We start from the raw sequence: 16,817 nt of genomic DNA, 5'->3' as shown, positions 1-16,817 counted from the left end.
AGGCACAACTGCCCCCGGACCCCCGCGACTTGCGGATCCGTCCCGCCATGACGTGAAGTCTTGACGGCGGGGTGACCACCGCCGGCGGTCACCCCCCACCCGCCGTCACGGCTTCGGCGCGCGCTGCTGGAGAGCGGTGCGGCCGGCCACGGACGTGACGACGGCGAAGAAGAACAGCGGAAGGGCGAGGGCTCCGAAGAGAGCACTGCGCCACAGCACCAGTGCCAGGACCGAGTGGACGAAGAGCAGCGCGAGGGGCAACGCCATCCCGAGCACCGGCCGACAGCCGCGCGACACCAGCAGGAGGGGGCGGCGCAGGTGCGGCGGGACCCGCCGGGTCAGCCACAGCAGCCAGCCGCCCCAGGCGCCGACCAGCACCGCCGCGCACACCAGGAACGTGACGAGGGCGTCGATCCCGGCGGCGCCCGCCCGCAGGTGGGAGGTGCCGGTCGACACCGCGACGGCCCCGGCAAGGGCCACCCAGCGGGCGCCCGAGACGGTCCCCCAGGCCATCGTCTCCAGGTTGTAGCGGGCCTGGCGGTCGTTCAGGTCGAGGGCGGCGGACTGCACGAAGCCCTCGGCGGCCCGGGTCCACGAGCCGGGGCGGAGCCATTGGCGACGCAGGTGGAGCAGCGAGAGGTTGTTGTGCGCCTCACTGCTCTCCGGGTTGAGCCGCAGCGTCGTCTCGTAGGCCTGCTGGGCGACCCGGTGGTGGCCGTTGCGCTGGGCGGTCAGGCCGACGAGGAAGTGCGCGTCGGCCTCCTCGGGGGCGAGGGCGACGGCCGTGCGGGCGGCCTCGTACGCCGCGCGCTTGCGTTCCGGGCGGACCGAGCGGTCGAGGACCGTGCCGAGCGTGTAGTGGCTCCCCCAGTACTGCGGGGCGAGTTCGACGGCCCGCCGGGCGGAGCCTTCGGCCTGCTCGTACTGCTTCAGCGCGAGCAGGACGTGGGTGCGCATCAGCCAGGCGCCCACGGACTCGGGGGCGACGCGCAGGGCGTGTTCGACGGTGGCGAGCGCCTCCTCCTCGTCGCCGAGGCGGTGCCGGCAGCGGGCGAGCAGCACGAGTGCGGTGGCGTCGTCGGGGTGGCTGCCGAGGTGCCGGGCGGCGAGCTCGGCGGCCTGCTCGAAGCGACCGAGGTCGAAGAGGACGTCCGCCTGTTCCAGTGTCCGGCTCATCAGACCTTGTCTCTGTCGTGGGTGATGCTGAGCAGGTTCGGCACGAGCGCCAGCCAGAACAGCACCTGGGGGACGGTGCGCTCGCTCCAGGGAAGGATCACGAGCAGCAGGGCGCACAGGGTCGCCCAGGTGGCCTGGCCGAGGACGACCCGGGGCCAGAACGACCGGCGGACGAGCGAGGGAACGGTCAGCCGGGCGCCGGTGCGCATGCGCCGGTAGCGGCGCCAGGCGCCGAAGCCCCAGACGGCGCCCATGAGGGTGAGCGCCCACAGGCGGGTGCCCAGGTGGACCGGGAGTGCCTTCGGCTCTCCGTCGGTGGGGAAGACGTCGACCGTGACGGCGGCCGTCGCGAGGCAGAGCAGGGCGAGCCATCGGGTGCCGCGGAGCATCCGGTAGACGGCCTGGTCGAGGTCGTCGCGCAGGGCCTCGGAGTGGGGGGCGGCGGCGAGTCCGCCCGCGTACAGGTCGGCGGCGCGGGCGGCCGAGGTGCCGGGCCTCGCGGCCTCCCGTTCGGTGGCGACGGTGACGGCCAGCGTGTGCGTGGGATCGATCCGGATGATCTGGCGGACGGCCTCCTCGGCCAGGTCCGGCCGCTGGTGGAACGTGGCCACCTTGTGCAGGGTGACCCAGGTGTACGTCTCCTCCGGGCCCTCCTTCACCGCCGCCCGGGCGTGTTCGAGTGCCTCGTCGGGACGGTCCGGGTGCAGCGCGAGGAGCAGTTCGGCGAGCTGGCGGCGCGGGCCCCAGGCGTACGGGTCGATGCGCATGGCCTCGCGCTGGGCCGCCTCGGCCTCCTCCAGCCGGCCCAGGCTGCGCAGGGCGTGGCCGCGGACGACGTGGGCGTCGAGGAAGCCGGGTTCGAGGCGGAGCGACTCCATGGCGGCGGCGTAGGCCTCGGAGACGCGGCCCAGGGTCCACAGGACCTGGCCGAGCAGGCTCCACGCCCGGTGGTCGTCCGGGTCCTCGGCGAGCGCGCGGCCGACGGCCTCGTGGGCCTCCTCCGGGCGCATCATCTCGTAGAGGACCCGGGCCCGTTCGACCTGGGGGTTCGTGGTCACAGCTTCCGCTTCTTCTTCAGGTAGGCGACGAGGTCGTCGTACATGCCGCCGTCGTTGGCGAACATGGCCACGTTGCGGGCGGCGGCGAACCAGGACTCGCTGGAGGGCCGGATCTGCTTGGCCGCCTGCAGCAGGTCGGTGGTGCCGATCATGCGGATCCTGCCGGTCCGGGCGGAGTCCAGGAGCGCGGACTCGGCGGCCGTCTCGCAGAGATGGGCGAGGTCGGCTCCGGAGAAGTCCTCGGTGACTTTGACCACCCTGCCCAGGTCGACGGACTCGATGGGCCGCTCGCGCAGGTGGTAGCGGAGGATCGCCTCCCGGGCCGGGGCGTCGGGCGGCAGGACGAGCAGGGTGCGGTCGAGCCGGCCGGGGCGGCGCAGGGCCAGGTCCACGTCCCAGGGCACGTTGGTGGCGGCGAGCACGAACACGCCCTCGTTCCGGTCGCCGTCGATGCCGTCGAGCTCGGTGAGGAGCTGGTTGACGACGTTGCGCAGTCCGCTGTGGTGGGTGCGGGAGCGCTTGGCGCCGAGGGCGTCCAGCTCGTCGAGGAAGACGACGCAGGGGGACTGCCGGCGGGCGGCCTCGAAGATGTCGTGGACGTTCTTCTCCGACGTGCCGATGTACATGTCCAGGATGTCGGAGAGCGACACCGACATGAAGCCGGCGCCGAGTTCGCCCGCGACGGCGCGGGCGATGAAGGTCTTGCCGCAGCCCGGCGGCCCGTACAGGAGCAGGCCGCCGCGGAGCGACTTGCCGTACAGGCGGCGCAGCTCGGGATTGCGCATCGGCGCGAGGAACGCGGCCTCCAGCCGGTCCTTGACCTCCTGCATGCCGCCGACGTCGGCGAGGCGTACGTCTCCGGGCCTGTCGATGTCCCAGGCGGACGCGTCCCCCGCGTCGCCGCTGCCGTCCGAGGTCAGCGGCTGCTCGGTGAGGTGGTCGGCGAACCGGGGGCCCACGAGGTCCGCGACCTCCTGCTCGGCGGCGGCCCAGTCGAAGTCGTCCGGGTCGGCGGGGGGTTGGGCGGCGGAGCCGGAGGCGACCGCGTCGGAGCCGCGGGCCTCGGAGCCCGCCGAGTCCGAACCCGGCGCGCCCGAGCCCGTCGAGTCGGAGCGCGGCGCGTCCGAACCTGTCGAGTCGGAGCGCGGCGCGTCCGAACCTGTCGAGTCCGAGCGCGGCGCGTCCGAGCCCGTCGTGTGCGGCTTCGGGGACTCGGCGGGGCTGGACGTCGGCGAAGTGGGCGGGTTCGACGGCGCGGTGGGGGCGGGCAGGTTCATCGCCCGGACCATCAGGTCCCGCGCCGCCGGGTCGCCCGGCGCGTGCTGGAGCGCGACCGCGGCCTGGCTGACGGCCTCGTCGCTTCGCCCCTCGGTCAGGAGCAGTTCGGCGAAGTGCAGCCGCAGGGGCACGTCTTCGGGAGCGGCGGCGACGGCGGCGCGCAGGCTACGGATGAGGGGAGACTCGTCGGGCATGGGGTCAGCCTAGAAAGCGTCCCGACGGCCCCGTTCACCGGGTGCGGTCGTGATCGTCCGCGGCGGGCGCAGCCGCGCAACCCGCCCGTGCGGTCTGCCCGGTTCGCCCGCGCCGGCACGGCCGCCCTCCCTCGTGCGGCGGAGGGCGGGAAGCCCGTCAGGAACGGCCGCGGCGCGGACGGTTCCCGCCCTGACCGCCCTGACCACCCTGGCCGCCCTGCCCGCCGCGACCTCCGCCGTGGCGGGGGCGGCGGCGGTTCGGCTGGGGAACGGGAGCCCCGGCGCCGCCGGCGGCCTCCGGCGACGAGAACATCATCGGTACGGCCGGCGGGGCCGCGGGCCCGGCCGGAGACGTCACCGGCGGGACGCTCCCGGGGGCGCCCGTCGCGCCGGTCGCTCCGGTCGCCCCGGCCGCACCGGTCGCCCCGGCGGCACCGGTCGCCCCGGAGGCATCGGCCGCGTTCGCCGCCGCGGCGGCCCGGGCGGCCAGGGATTCGAGGGCTCCGCCCGGGCCTGCTCCCGCGACGACAGTGGCGTGCGAGATCAGAGGGGCGCAGGCCTGGCAGATCTCGGCGAGCGTCCAGACCTCGGCGACGGCCGGGTTGTGGATGAGCACGAGCAGCGTCCGGCCGGTGCAGGTGGCGCGGGCGGTGTGGTGCCGGCAGCCGGAGGCGCCGCAGGCGCAGGCGGCGTTGGGGCGCGGGCTGGCCAGGCGGGCGTGCGCGCGGGCGTGCTCCGCGGCGAAGACGCGCAGGGCCTGGAGGTCCCTGGACCGGGCGGGCATACGGCAGCCCGCCGTGGTGCAGGTGACCGTCGCGGAATGATCGGGGTGACCGCTGAGTCGGATCGTCCAGGTCCTGCCTGGCACTCGTGATCCAGGAAGCATGCTCAACGCGCGCGTGTCCGTTCGAATGAGAGGGGTGTTGCCCATCGTTTTACCCCGTGGGCGCCCCAGGTTCACATCCGGGATTGGTCCAGCCGGTGGAGAGGCGGGGCGCACGGCGACTCCGGAGGGCGAGGAGACCACCGGTTCCGGGGACGAGAGCGACCGGCCTGGTCGGGGATGCGGCACGGGTGAGTCGCCGGGGCGAGCCCCGGCGAAGAAGCGGTGACCCGCGCGCGCGGGTCGTCGACGGCGAGGCACCCGACCGGTCCGTGGGACGCGGCCGGCGCCGAGATGTCGATCGGTCCGCGGGACGCGGCCGGCGCGGGCGTCGACCGGTCCATGGGACGCGGCCGGCGCCGGGGCGTCGACCGGTCCGGCGGACGTGGGGTGGCGGGTAGCGGGCCGGACACGGAGCATGGAAGTGCGGCTCGTGCCGATCGAAGAGGCTGGAGTGTTCCGCATGATCGAGAACGAGGCCGGCGAGGCTTGGGGCGACGACGTCTACCAGCCCGACGGCAGCGAGGTGCAGGACGACGCGGGCCTGCTCGACGCCTCGGACACGCTGGTCGGGCCCGTCGAACCCGTGGAGGAGGGGTACGTGCCGCCGGACCGGCCGTGGGCCGTCGAGCACACCGGGGTCACCGCGGCCGAGCGGCTGCAAGGCGAGACGCTTGACCAGCGGCTCGCCGAGGAGCTGCCCGAGAACGCGCCGGACCCCGACTGGGACGGCATCGGCGACACCGTGGACACCGACGGTGAGCCGCTGGACGGCGAGGTGGGCGACCGCAGGGCCGGCCGGCTCGTCGCAGCGGACAACGGCCTCGCCCTGTCCCCTCTGGAGGGTTACGCCCGTGACGTGGGCATCGACGGCGGTGCGGCGTCCGCCGAGGAGGCGGCCGTGCACCTCGTCGACGAGGAGTGACCGAGGTGCGCGAGGACGACGAGGTGCGACGAAGAGTGACGAGGCGCGACGGCCGGTGAGGCGGCGGCGAAGCGGCGGACCGGGTTCCGGAACGCTCCCGACCTGACGCGAGCGCCCGCCGAAGCGGGGCCCGCGGTGCGCGCCCGGTGCCCCGAACCCGTACTCCTGACCTCGCCAGGCCCCTTCAAACGTGAAGGTCGGCAGGTTCGCACAAGATCCTGACGGGCGAGTCAAACGCCCGAGACCCGTTATCCAGCCGTTATAAACGGGCATTTTGGTCCGTTATGCGCCCCTTTAAACGGACGGGGAGTGACGGACCTCCCACCGGACGAGTGGCGCACACCTATCACGCCAGCTTGCGTTGCACAACCCTTCCGGGCCAGGAAGTTCATCGATGCGCTGGGTAACTTCGGCCCACATGACCACAGCACACGTGACATCCCCGAGGACCGGCGTCACCATCGGCCCCGCCGAGCCGGCGGACGGTGCCGACCTCTGGCGCCTCGCCCGCGAGTCGGGGGAACTGGACGTCAATTCGCCCTACAGCTATCTGCTGTGGTGCCGCGACTTCGCCGCCACCAGCGCCGTCGCCCGCGACGACTCGGGCCGCGCGGTCGGCTTCGTGACCGGGTATCTGCGCCCGGAGGCGCCGGGGACGCTCTTCGTCTGGCAGGTGGCCGTGGATGATTCGGTGCGCGGAACCGGGGTAGCGGGAGCCATGCTCGACGCTCTGGCCGCCCGGCTGGCGGCCGAGCACGGGCCGGTCCGGCTCGAGGCGACGGTTACGCCGGGGAACGCGCCGTCCGACCGGCTCTTCCGTTCCTACGCGCGTCGTCACGGCGCGACGGTGACCCGGGAGGTCCTGTTCCCGACGACCGCCTTCCCGGACGCGCCCGAGGCCGGCGTCCACGAGCCCGAGGTGCTCTACCGCATCGGCCCGCCGGCGTCCTGACCGTCCGCCCGGCACCGCCCGGCACCGCCGGCACCACCGCCAGGCACCGCGCCCGGCACGACCGCCAGGCACCGCCCGGCACCTCCGCCGGGCACCGCGCCCGGCACCTCCGCCCGGCACAGCCGGCGGAGCAGCACGCCCGACTTTCCTGACCATTTCATCGAGATCCGGGAGAACCGTGACCCTCACCGACATCGCCCCGTCCGTCTTCGAGACCGTCGAGTCCGAGGTGCGCAGCTACTGCCGCGCCTGGCCGGTGGTCTTCGAACAGGCTCGGGGAAGCCGGCTGTACGACGAACACGGGCGCCCCTTCCTCGACTTCTTCGCCGGAGCGGGCTCCCTCAACTACGGCCACAACAACCCGGTCCTCAAGCGGGCCCTGCTCGACTACCTCGCCGGTGACGGCGTCACCCACGGCCTCGACATGTCGACGACCGCCAAACGCGACTTCCTGGAGACCTTCCGCGAGGCGATCCTCGAACCGCGGGCCCTCCCCTACAAGGTGATGTTCCCGGGCCCCACCGGCACCAACGCCGTCGAGGCGGCGCTGAAGCTCGCCCGCAAGGTGACGGGGCGGGAGACCGTCGTCTCGTTCACCAACGCCTTCCACGGCATGTCGCTCGGCTCGCTCGCCGTCACCGGCAACGCGACCAAGCGGGCCGGCGCGGGCGTCCCCCTCAACCACGCCGCGCAGATGCCGTTCGACCACTACCTCGGCGGTCTGACGCCGGACTTCCTGTGGTTCGAGAAACTGCTCGCGGACCCCGGCTCCGGCCTGGACCACCCGGCGGCCGTGATCGTCGAGACGGTGCAGGGCGAGGGCGGGATCAACGTGGCGCGCGCCGAGTGGCTGCGCGGGCTCGCCGACCTGTGCCGGCGCCACGAGATGCTGCTGATCGTCGACGACGTCCAGATGGGCTGCGGGCGCACCGGGGACTTCTTCTCCTTCGAGGAGGCGGGCATCACGCCCGACATCGTCACCCTGTCCAAGTCCATCAGCGGCTACGGCCTGCCCATGGCGCTCTGCCTGTTCCGCCCGGAGCTGGACCAGTGGCAGCCGGGCGAGCACAACGGCACCTTCCGCGGCAACAACCCGGCCTTCGTGACCGCCACCGCCGCGCTCGACACGTACTGGCGTGACGGCGCCCTGCGCGACCGGACCCTCGGCCGGGCCGACCGGGTCGAGCGGGCGCTCGGCGACCTGTGCGGCGACGACGGGCGCATGGGCGTCGGGTACCGGGGCCGGGGCCTCGTCTGGGGCCTGGAGTTCGCCGACGGCGAGCGCGCCGAGGCCGTGTGCCGGCGGGCCTTCGAGCTCGGACTGCTGCTGGAGACCTCGGGGCCGCACGGCGAGGTGGTCAAGCTGCTGCCGCCCCTGACGGCGACGGACGACGAGCTCGACGAGGGGCTCGGCATCCTGGCCCGCTCCGTGCGGCACGCCGCCGACCGCGTCGCCGCCTGACCCCCGCCGAGAGGAGACCTCATCCATGATCGTCCGTAGCTTCGCCGAGATCGAGAACACCGACCGCCACGTCCGTGCCGCCTCCGGTACCTGGGAGAGCAAGCGCATCGTCCTGGCCCGCGAGCGGGTGGGCTTCTCCCTGCACGAGACCGTGCTGTACGCCGGGACCGAGACGTCCATGTGGTACGCGAACCACGTCGAGGCCGTGGTGTGCACGGCCGGCGAGGCCGAGCTCACCGACCACGAGACGGGCCGCACGTACACGATCGTGCCCGGAACCATGTACCTGCTCGACGGGCACGAGCGGCACACCCTCAAGGTCAAGCAGGACTTCCGCTGCCTGTGCGTCTTCAACCCGCCCGTCACGGGCCGCGAGGACCACGACGAGAACGGCGTCTACCCGCTGCTCACCGAGCCGGACCCGGCCTGACGCCACGCCGCGGGCGCGCCATGTCCGCGCCGCGGCCTTACACGTCACGAGACACGAGACACCCGAGACACGAGAAAGGCAGGCACCGCCCCTCATGACCTCCGCCCCCACCCGTCCCGTCGACCTCTACCCCACCCGCGGCACCGAAGAGGTGCTCATCGGCCGCAAGGACCCCGTCGTCTGGTCCGCCCCCGGAACGCCCGGCCCCCTCTGGGCCCGTGAGCTGGAGGAGTTCGAGCGCGACGGCTTCGCCACGGTCGACGCGCTCGTCACCCCGGACGAGGTCGTGGAGCTGCGGGCCGAGCTGGACCGGCTCGTCACCGACCCCAAGGTGCGCGAGGACGAGCGGGCCGTCGTGGAGCCGCGCTCGCGGGAGATCCGTTCCGTCTTCGAGGTGCACCGGATCAGCGAGGTCTTCGCCCGCCTCGCCGCCGACCCCCGGGTCGTCGGGCGCGCCCGGCAGATCCTCGGCTCCGACGTGTACGTCCACCAGTCGCGGGTCAACGTGAAGCCCGGCTTCGGGGCCAGCGGCTTCTACTGGCACTCCGACTTCGAGACCTGGCACGCCGAGGACGGCCTGCCGCAGATGCGGACCGTGTCGGTGTCGATCGCGCTGACCGCGAACCACACGACCAACGGCAGCCTGATGATCATGCCGGGTTCGCACCGGACCTTCCTCGGCTGCGCCGGCGAGACCCCGAAGGACAACTACAAGAAGTCCCTGCAGATGCAGGACGCGGGCACGCCGTCCGACGAGGCGCTGACCCGCTTCGCGGAGGCGTGCGGCATCCGCCAGTTCACGGGCGCGCCGGGGTCGGCGACCTGGTTCGACTGCAACGCGATGCACGGTTCGGGCGACAACATCACCCCGTATCCGCGCAGCAACGTGTTCCTCGTCTTCAACAGCGTGGAGAACCGCCCGGAGGCTCCGTTCGCCGCTCCGGTGCGGCGGCCCTCGTTCGTCGCCTCGCGCGAGTTCACGCCCGTCGGGTGACCTCCCCACGCCCTTCGCTCCACCCTCCCCGCCCCCCTTCCGGAAGGACCGTCATGTCCCGTCCCGCACCCCTCGACCGGCGTGGCTTCCTCGCCCTGGCGCCCGCGATCGCGGCGGGCGGACTGCTGGCCGGCTGCAGCCGCACCGAGGTGGGCACGGGGGCGCCGAAGGAGGACGCGGGACTGCTGGCGAAGCTGCGCGAGCAGGGCTTCGTGCGGGTCGGCTTCGCCGGTGAGGCGCCGTACGGCTTCCAGGACGGCGGCGAGCTCGCCGGCGAGGCCCCGACCCTCCACCGCGAGATATTCGGGGCGCTCGGCGTGCGCGAACTCCGGCCGACGCTCACCGACTTCGGCTCCCTGATCCCGGGCCTGCTCGCGGGCCGTTTCGACGTGGTGAGCGCGGGGATGTCGATCACGCCCGAGCGCTGCGGCAAGGTGATCTTCTCGCAGCCGGAGTTCGTCTCCCCCACCGCGCTGATGGTCCGCCGGGGAAATCCGAAGGGGCTGAGCGACTTCGCGTCCTGTGCGCGCGAGGGTGCCGTCGTGGGGGTGCTCGCCGCGGCCGTGGAGGCCTCCTACGCGAAGGCCGCGGGGGTCCCCGACCAGGCCGTGAAGACGCTGGCCAAGCAGCAGGACGGCCTCGACGCGCTGCTCGCGGGCCGGATCGACGCCTTCGCGCTGACCGGCATCTCGCTGCGCTGGCTCGCCCGGACGAACCGGGGCGCGGCGGTGGAGGTGGGCACCCCGTTCGTCCCCGAGGTCGGCGGGGTCGAGCAGTGGAGCGCGGGCGGGGCCGTCTTCCGGCCGGGGGCGCGGGACCTGCGGGACGCCTTCGACCGTGAGCTCGCGAAGATCACCGGCGACCCGGGCCGTTATGTGGGGCTGATCGGCCGCTACGGGTTCACCGCGAAGGAGGCGCCGCCCCGTTCGCTGCGGACCGCCGACCTGTGCGCGGGCAAGGGGCCGGCATGACGGAGTTCCTGCCGGAGCTCCGGCGGGCCCTGCCGCGCCTGGGCGAGGGGCTGCTGGTCACGGTGGAGGCCACGGTGCTGGGCGCCGTGGCCGCCCTGGTCGTGGCGTACGCCCTCGGGCTCCTGTCCCGCTCCCGGCGGCTCGCCGTGCGCGGCGCGGTGCGGCTGGTGGTGGAGTTCTTCCGGGGCACCTCCCTCTACGTGCAGCTCTTCTGGCTGTTCTTCGCGCTGCCGATGCTGGGTTTCCGGCTGGAGCCGCTGGCCTGCGCCGTCCTCGCGCTCGGGCTCAACTACGGCGCGTACGGCGCCGAGGTGGTCCGGGGCGCCGTCGCGGCGGTGCCGCGGGCGCAGACCGAGGCGGCGGTCGCGCTGGGCATGGGGCCCGGACTGCGGCTGCGGCGGGTGGTGCTGCCGCAGGCGCACGCGCTGATGGTCGCGCCCTTCAAGAACCTGCTGGTGCAGCTGCTGAAGGCGACGCCGCTGCTGTCGCTGGTGACGGTGCCCGACCTCACCTTCGAGATCGACCAGTTGCGGTCGGCGACGGGTGACACGGCGGCGGCGTATCTGGTGCTGCTCGGGGTGTACGGGGCGCTGGCCGGGGTCCTGAGTCTGTCGATGAACGCGCTGGAGCGGGCCGCCAAGACCCGGCTCGGGATGGGCGGTGGTGCGTGATGTGGGACGGGGAGGCCGCGTGGGCCGCGCTGCCCGTCGTGCTGGAGGGCTTCGGGGTCACGCTGGTGGCGACCGTGCTCGGATTCGGAGTGGCGGCGCTGCTGGGACTGGCCCTGGCCCTCGTGGGGCGCGCCGGCCCGCGGTGGGTGGCCGCGCCGGTGAACGGTGCCGCCGCGTTCGTCCGTTCGACGCCCCTGCTGGTGCAGTTGTTCGCGGCGTGGGTGCTCGTCCCGGGTCTGGACGCGCTCGCGCTGGGGGTCCTGGTCCTCGGGGTGCACTACGCCACGTACCTCTCCGAGGTGTACCGGACGGGCATCGACGCGGTGCCGAAGGGCCAGTGGGAGGCGTGCACGGCGCTGTCGCTGCCGCGACGGCGCGTGTGGCGGGCGGTGGTGCTGCCGCAGGCGGTGCGCAACGTGCTGCCGCCGCTCGGCAACTACGCCGTGTCCATGTTCAAGGAGACGCCGCTGCTGTCGGTGATCACGGTGCACGAGATGGTGCATTCGGCGAGCACGTTCGGCAGTACGCACTTCGCCTATCTGGAGAGCTTCACGCTGGCCGCCGCGGTGTTCCTGCTGGCGAGCTGGCCGACGTCCGTGCTGGTACGACGACTGGAGGCACGCCTTGCCCACTGAGAACAAGAGCGGGGAGGCGCCCCTGGAGGGGCGGCTGCCCCCGCGAGGGCCCGAGGGCGGGAGCGGACGGCTGCCGCTGCAGAAGACCGGGGGCGCGCCGGCGGACGCCGCCGTCGCGGTGCGCTTCGACCGGGTCACCAAGCGGTACGGGGACCACACGGTGCTCGACGGCCTCGACCTGACGGTCGGTCAGGGCGAGCGGGTGACGCTCATCGGGCCGAGCGGCTCGGGCAAGACGACGATCCTGCGACTGCTCATGACCCTGGAGCGGGTGACGGAGGGCGTCATCCACGTCGACGGGGCGCCCTACTCGCACATGCCGGGCGGGCCCGGCGGCGCACTGGTGCCGGCGAGCGAGCGGTATCTCGCGGAGCGCCGGCGCGGGGTCGGCATGGTCTTCCAGCACTTCAACCTGTTCCCCCACATGAGCGTGCTGGAGAACGTCGTCGAGGCGCCCGTGCACGTGCTCCGCGAGAGCCGCGAGGAGGCGGAGGCGCGCGCCAGGGAGCTGCTCGGCATGGTCGGTCTCGCCGACAGGGTGGACGCCCGGCCGACCCGGCTCTCCGGCGGTCAGCAGCAGCGGGTGGCGATCGCCCGGGCGCTGGCGATGCGGCCGGAGATCCTGCTCCTCGACGAGGTGACGTCCGCGCTCGACCCCGAGCTGGTGGCGGAGGTGCTGGACGTCCTGCGGGACGTCGCGCGGGACACCGACATCACGCTGCTGTGCGTCACGCACGAGATGGGCTTCGCCCGGGACGTCTCGGACCGGATCCTGATGTTCGACCGGGGCCGGATCGTGGAGTCGGGGCGGCCGGCTCAACTGCTCGACGCGCCGGCCCACGCGCGGACGAGGGCGTTCCTGCGCTCCGTCAGGTGAGGCTCGGTCCGATGCTGAGGCAGGTCGTTCCGGGGGTGGCGCGCGGTGGTAGAGCGCCGGGCCCGGGGGCGTACGGTGTCAGGTGGTACGGCCCCGGGCCCGGCCGTCGGCGTGCCCGCTCCGGCCGGTCAGGGCCTGGCGGGCTGGTCGGGCAGCAGCCCCTCGCGCAGCCGGGCGAGGCTGCGGGCGAGCAGCCGCGAGACGTGCATCTGGGACACGCCGAGCCGGGCGCCGATCTCCGACTGGGTCAGCTCCTCCACGAACCGCAGGTGCAGCAGCAGCCGGTCGCGTTCGTCGAGCTGCTCGACGAGCGGGGCGAGGGTGTGGAAGTCCTCGAAGAGCGCGAGCGCCGGGTCCTCCTCGCCGATGAAGTCGGCGAGCGAGGCGTCGTCGTCCTCGTCGGCGCCGCCGAGGGCGGCGTCGAGCGACGTGGAGTGGTAGCCGTTGGCGGCGATCTGCGCCTCGATCACCTCTTCCTCGGAGAGGTCCATCGCCTTCGCGAGTTCGCCCACGCGGGGCGGCCGGCCGAGCCGCGCGCTCAGGTCCTCGTTGGCCTTCGCCAGCTCCACGCGCGCCTCCTGGAGGCGGCGCGGCACGTGCACGGCCCAGGTCGTGTCGCGGAAGAAGCGCTTGATCTCCCCCACGATGTACGGCACGGCGAACGTCGCGAACTCCACCTCGCGGCTCAGGTCGAACCGGTCGATCGCCTTGATCAGGCCGATGGTCCCGACCTGGACGATGTCCTCCATCTCGTCGCCGCGGGCGCGGAACCGGCCTGCCGCGTACCGGACGAGCGACATGTTCATCTCGATCAGGGTGCCACGGACGTACTGGTGGCCTTCCGTTCCTTCCTCGCGCACCGCCAACTCGCGGAGGAACACCTTCGTCAGGGCGCGCGCGTCCTGGGGCGCGACCTCGTGAGGAGCCTCGAGCACGGGCAGGTCCTGGCACGTGCCGTCGTTCGCGGCCGTTGTCGTCGCCTCGACCATCTCGGTCCGCACGGGGACAACCTCCTGTTTCTCGCCGAACGTTCGCCTGTGGAAGTTCGCCTACCCGCCCTGCGCGCGTGCACGCGTACCGGATTCCGGCAGGCATCTTTCCGGCGCGCCCGGGCAGGTGGGCACTGCACGAAATACACCAACCGGGAGGAAAGGGTCCCGTGATGAACAGTCAGGGCGACGCACGGTCCGACCCGCAGGCGCCCGTGAGGGAGCACCGTGTCGCCAGGGGCCTCGGCGAGGCGCACGTCCGTACCTCGGCGCAGGCGCGCCGGTCGATCCGGCGCGCCCTGGAGCCCGGTGCGACGGCCGCGCAGGTCGACGACGTGTTGCTGGTCGCGTCCGAGCTGGTCACCAACGCGCAGCGGCACGCGGGAGGGGTGACCGGCTTCGGGCTGGCGGTGGGCCGGGACAGCGTGACGGTGTCGGTGAGCGACTCCAGCCGCCGGACGCCTCGGTACACGCTGCCACGGGACCTGCGGCCGGGCGGCTTCGGCTGGCCGATCGTGCTGCACCTGTGCCGGGAGGTGACGGTGGACGTGCGCCCCGAGGGCAAGACGGTGCGCGCGGTGGTGCCGGTGGACCGCTGGTGGACCGCCGAGGTGGACCGCTGAGGTGCGCGGTCCCCTCGCCCCGTACGTACGCCTCCCGCACTCGTCACATCCATCTGCTGAGGAGCCATGGAGAACCTTCTTCGACTGCTGATCGTCCTGGGCGGTTCGGCGGCGGTGGCCCTGGCCGCGGTCCGCGCGGCGGACCTGCTCGCACGCCACGCCGACGCGCGGCACCCGGAGACCCCGCTGTGGGGTCTGCTGCGCCGCTGCCGCACCCCGCTGTACGTCGTCCTCTTCACCGCCCTGCTGGGGTGGACCTTCCGCGCGACGGGCTGGGCGCCGCTGGAGGACCACGCCGCGCTGGTGGAGCACGTCCTGGTGCTGTGCCTGATCGGCGGCGGCGCCTGGCTGGCCGTACGGGTCGCCGCGGCCGTCGTGGAGTCCTCGTACGCGCGCTACGCGGTGCGGTCCCGTGACGCGGCCCGGCTCCGGCGGGTCCGTACGCAGGTCACGCTGATCATGCGGGTGGTGTCGGTCGCCGTCGGGGTGCTGGCCGCGGCGGTGGCGCTGGTGACGTTCCCGGCGTTCCGGACCGTGGGGACCTCGCTGCTCGCCTCGGCCGGGATCATCGGCATCGTGGCCGGTGTGGCGGCGCAGTCGACGCTGGGCAATCTCTTCGCCGGCTTCCAGATAGCGTTCGGCGACATGGTCCGGCTCGGCGACACGGTCGTCGTGGACGGGGAGTGGGGAGTCGTCGACGAGGTGACCCTGACCTTCCTGACCGTGCGGACCTGGGACGAGCGCCGGGTCACGCTGCCCGTCTCGTACTTCACGTCCCGCCCGTTCGAGAACTGGTCGCGCGGCGGTGCCGAGATGACCGGCACGGTCTTCGTGGCGTGCGACCACTCCGTGCCGGTCGCGCTGATGCGCGAACACCTGCGGGAGTTCCTGGCCACCTGCCCCACCTGGGACGGCCGCGCCTGGGACCTGGCCGTCACCGACACCTCCCCCACCTGCGTCACGGTCCGCGCCCTGGTCACCGCCAAGGACGCCGACGACCTGTGGACGACCCGCTGCGCGGTACGGGAGGAGCTGGTCGGCTGGCTGTCGCGCGAGCATCCGGGCGCGCTGCCCCGGGTGATGACCACGCAGCTGGACGACGCGCCTCGTCCGTGAGCTCGGATGGCGACTTGCAGACAAGGAGCGGCTCCTTCCGCATTCCGGTGCGCGCTGCGGGCATGTCAGCCGGAGACGGCCGGCCCCGCGGGGCCACCGAGGCGAGGAGCAGTCATGTCGACACCGTCACCGGCCGGGGAGCCGGTCTTCACCGCCGACTTCGGCTCGTCGGAGCAGTGGGTCCTGGGGCGCTCGTGGGCCTATCCCGACGGCGGACCGACCAACAGGGGCGACAACAAACTGGACCATCTGTCGGACGATCCGGGGTACGCCCGGTCCGGGGTCTTCCGGGCGACCCGCCGCCCGGACGGCCTGTGGGACACCGGCCTCCTCACCACCGAGGGAAGTCCGGAAGGGTTCGAGCTACGGGCCGGTGACGTGCTGGAGGCGCGGGTGCGGCTGCCCGAGGAGACGGGCGCGTGGCCGGCGATCTGGACATGGCGCGACGGCGGGCACGAGGTCGACGTCTTCGAGTACCACCCCGACAACCCCGACCTGCTGGAGCTGTCCAACCACGTGCGCGGAACGCACCGTTACCACCACTCCGCCGCCGTGCGGCCGGGCGGGTGGATCCGGCTGCGCACCGAGTTCGGCGCCCGCTCCGTGGTGTGGTGGCTCGACGACGTGGAGGTCTTCGCGGACGGCCGGGGGGTCGGCCGCCGCTGGCACGCCCACCTGATCGTCAACCTGTCGGTCTGCGCGGGCCGCTACCACCCGGCGCCCGACGCGGACGCGACGGCGATGTCGTACGAGGTCCGCGACCTCCGCGTGTTCCGCCCCGGCGGACGCCCGTCCGGCCCGCACACCGGGCCCGGCACCGGTGGTCACCACCAGTAGGACGGATAGCGGGGCGCGCCGCGGCGCATGCGGGAGACCGTGAACTCCATGAGGACGAGGAGGACCGAGGCGCCGACGAGGAGCGGGACGAAGCGGGCCGGGGACGGGGACTGGAGCACGATCACCACGGCCGTGGCGCACGCGGGCGCGTGCGGGGTGCGGGCGAGGGTCGTCAGGGCCAGCGTGACGCCGGCGGCCACGGCCGCGGCGGCGGAGCCCGCGCCCGCCACGGCGAGGGTGGCGTAACCGGCGGCGGCCGCCAGGAGCTGGCTGACGACGACGCTGCGGGGCTGCGAGAAGGGCAGCATGGGCGCGCTGTGCACCAGGGCGGCGCTCGCGGCCAGGGGCGGGATCAGCACGGGCTCGTGGATGGCCGCGCCGATCGCGACCAGGCCGAGCAGGACGAAGGTGACGGTGCTGACGCTGCGCAACGCCGCCGCCGGGGCCGGGCGGGCCGGGGCGCGGCCCGCGATGCGGGGCCTGGCCGGGGTCTCGGGGGCTGCGGTGTCGGTGCTCATGGGACGGTGTTTCCTGGCAGGCGATCCCGGGCCGGCAGGAGGCCGGAGCTCGGAGACCGGGAGAGGACGGGGATCGGGGAGAGCAGGCGTACGGACTCTGTGATCGACAGTCGGCCCGCCCTTGCGCCCACGCCGGCGCCGCCCTGGTGGGGGCTGCGCTCCAGCCGGATTGTATACAAATCGTTGAAGCTGCGACGAGGCGGGTGGGTGGGATCACACCGGCTCCCC

At 73.5% G+C, this 16,817-nt stretch carries 18 protein-coding genes; 12 read left to right on the top strand and 6 right to left on the bottom strand.

What is annotated here, in order from left to right:
* Positions 1–105 precede the first annotated feature (105 nt).
* The 4 genes from ACIGXE_RS07870 to ACIGXE_RS07855 form a co-directional block, all read right to left on the bottom strand.
* The gene (locus ACIGXE_RS07870) at positions 106–1,176 is read right to left on the bottom strand and encodes a tetratricopeptide repeat protein (protein WP_399744610.1); all 1,071 of its coding nucleotides are present in this window, start codon (positions 1,174–1,176) and stop codon (positions 106–108) included.
* Positions 1,176–2,234: a tetratricopeptide repeat protein gene (locus tag ACIGXE_RS07865; RefSeq protein ID WP_399744608.1), complete on the bottom strand. Its 1,059-nt coding sequence runs from the start codon at positions 2,232–2,234 to the stop codon at positions 1,176–1,178. The genes ACIGXE_RS07870 and ACIGXE_RS07865 overlap by 1 nt, the downstream gene beginning before the upstream one ends.
* On the bottom strand, positions 2,231–3,706 hold the full coding sequence (locus ACIGXE_RS07860) for an AAA family ATPase (protein ID WP_399744606.1): 1,476 nt from the start codon (positions 3,704–3,706) through the stop codon (positions 2,231–2,233). The genes ACIGXE_RS07865 and ACIGXE_RS07860 overlap by 4 nt, the downstream gene beginning before the upstream one ends.
* A gap of 157 nt (positions 3,707–3,863) precedes the next feature.
* The gene (locus ACIGXE_RS07855; protein WP_399744604.1) at positions 3,864–4,490 is read right to left on the bottom strand and encodes a hypothetical protein; all 627 of its coding nucleotides are present in this window, start codon (positions 4,488–4,490) and stop codon (positions 3,864–3,866) included.
* A gap of 562 nt (positions 4,491–5,052) precedes the next feature.
* Between ACIGXE_RS07855 and ACIGXE_RS07850 the strand changes: the two genes are divergently transcribed.
* The 9 genes from ACIGXE_RS07850 to ehuA all read left to right on the top strand — a co-directional run bounded on the left by ACIGXE_RS07850 (position 5,053) and on the right by ehuA (position 12,506).
* Positions 5,053–5,514, top strand: a complete 462-nt coding sequence (locus ACIGXE_RS07850; RefSeq protein WP_399744602.1) for a DUF5709 domain-containing protein — start codon at positions 5,053–5,055, stop codon at positions 5,512–5,514.
* Between the two features lie 418 nt (positions 5,515–5,932).
* Positions 5,933–6,466 (top strand): diaminobutyrate acetyltransferase, encoded by a 534-nt coding sequence (gene ectA / locus ACIGXE_RS07845; RefSeq protein ID WP_399744600.1) that lies wholly within the window; start codon positions 5,933–5,935, stop codon positions 6,464–6,466.
* Between the two features lie 178 nt (positions 6,467–6,644).
* The gene (gene ectB, locus ACIGXE_RS07840) at positions 6,645–7,928 is read left to right on the top strand and encodes a diaminobutyrate--2-oxoglutarate transaminase (protein ID WP_399744598.1); all 1,284 of its coding nucleotides are present in this window, start codon (positions 6,645–6,647) and stop codon (positions 7,926–7,928) included.
* A 25-nt stretch (positions 7,929–7,953) separates the two neighbouring features.
* Complete coding sequence (locus ACIGXE_RS07835) at positions 7,954–8,358, top strand: ectoine synthase (protein ID WP_399744596.1); 405 nt, start codon at positions 7,954–7,956, stop codon at positions 8,356–8,358.
* Between the two features lie 94 nt (positions 8,359–8,452).
* The gene (thpD, locus tag ACIGXE_RS07830) at positions 8,453–9,352 is read left to right on the top strand and encodes an ectoine hydroxylase (protein ID WP_399744594.1); all 900 of its coding nucleotides are present in this window, start codon (positions 8,453–8,455) and stop codon (positions 9,350–9,352) included.
* A gap of 53 nt (positions 9,353–9,405) precedes the next feature.
* Positions 9,406–10,323 carry an ectoine/hydroxyectoine ABC transporter substrate-binding protein EhuB gene (gene ehuB, locus ACIGXE_RS07825; protein ID WP_399744592.1) on the top strand — a complete coding sequence of 306 codons (918 nt, stop codon included), beginning with the start codon at positions 9,406–9,408 and terminating at the stop codon, positions 10,321–10,323.
* Positions 10,320–10,994 (top strand): ectoine/hydroxyectoine ABC transporter permease subunit EhuC, encoded by a 675-nt coding sequence (ehuC, locus tag ACIGXE_RS07820; protein WP_399744590.1) that lies wholly within the window; start codon positions 10,320–10,322, stop codon positions 10,992–10,994. The genes ehuB and ehuC overlap by 4 nt, the downstream gene beginning before the upstream one ends.
* The gene (ehuD, locus tag ACIGXE_RS07815; RefSeq protein ID WP_399744588.1) at positions 10,994–11,629 is read left to right on the top strand and encodes an ectoine/hydroxyectoine ABC transporter permease subunit EhuD; all 636 of its coding nucleotides are present in this window, start codon (positions 10,994–10,996) and stop codon (positions 11,627–11,629) included. The genes ehuC and ehuD overlap by 1 nt, the downstream gene beginning before the upstream one ends.
* Positions 11,630–11,699: 70 nt before the next feature.
* The gene (gene ehuA, locus ACIGXE_RS07810; RefSeq protein ID WP_399745162.1) at positions 11,700–12,506 is read left to right on the top strand and encodes an ectoine/hydroxyectoine ABC transporter ATP-binding protein EhuA; all 807 of its coding nucleotides are present in this window, start codon (positions 11,700–11,702) and stop codon (positions 12,504–12,506) included.
* Between the two features lie 128 nt (positions 12,507–12,634).
* Here ehuA and ACIGXE_RS07805 read toward each other — a convergent pair whose 3' ends face one another.
* Positions 12,635–13,495, bottom strand: coding sequence for an RNA polymerase sigma factor SigF (locus ACIGXE_RS07805; protein WP_399745160.1), 861 nt, complete (start codon positions 13,493–13,495; stop codon positions 12,635–12,637).
* A 173-nt stretch (positions 13,496–13,668) separates the two neighbouring features.
* On the opposite strand from ACIGXE_RS07805, the gene ACIGXE_RS07800 reads away from it, so the two are divergent.
* The 3 genes from ACIGXE_RS07800 to ACIGXE_RS07790 all read left to right on the top strand — a co-directional run bounded on the left by ACIGXE_RS07800 (position 13,669) and on the right by ACIGXE_RS07790 (position 16,071).
* Positions 13,669–14,118: an ATP-binding protein gene (locus ACIGXE_RS07800; RefSeq protein ID WP_399745158.1), complete on the top strand. Its 450-nt coding sequence runs from the start codon at positions 13,669–13,671 to the stop codon at positions 14,116–14,118.
* Between the two features lie 66 nt (positions 14,119–14,184).
* Positions 14,185–15,234 (top strand): mechanosensitive ion channel family protein, encoded by a 1,050-nt coding sequence (locus tag ACIGXE_RS07795; protein WP_399744586.1) that lies wholly within the window; start codon positions 14,185–14,187, stop codon positions 15,232–15,234.
* Positions 15,235–15,348: 114 nt separating this feature from the next.
* Positions 15,349–16,071, top strand: a complete 723-nt coding sequence (locus ACIGXE_RS07790; RefSeq protein ID WP_399744584.1) for a beta-glucanase — start codon at positions 15,349–15,351, stop codon at positions 16,069–16,071.
* On the opposite strand, the gene ACIGXE_RS07785 is transcribed toward ACIGXE_RS07790, so the two are convergent.
* Complete coding sequence (locus ACIGXE_RS07785; protein ID WP_399744582.1) at positions 16,059–16,589, bottom strand: HPP family protein; 531 nt, start codon at positions 16,587–16,589, stop codon at positions 16,059–16,061. The two genes, ACIGXE_RS07790 and ACIGXE_RS07785, sit on opposite strands and share 13 nt — an antisense overlap.
* Positions 16,590–16,817: the final 228 nt, after the last annotated feature.

It is taken from the genome of Streptomyces sp. NPDC053431, from assembly GCF_044544925.1.
Classification (GTDB): Bacteria; Actinomycetota; Actinomycetes; order Streptomycetales; family Streptomycetaceae; genus Streptomyces.
Note: the sequence above shows the minus strand (reverse complement) of the source record. Positions and strands in the feature narration are given on the sequence as shown.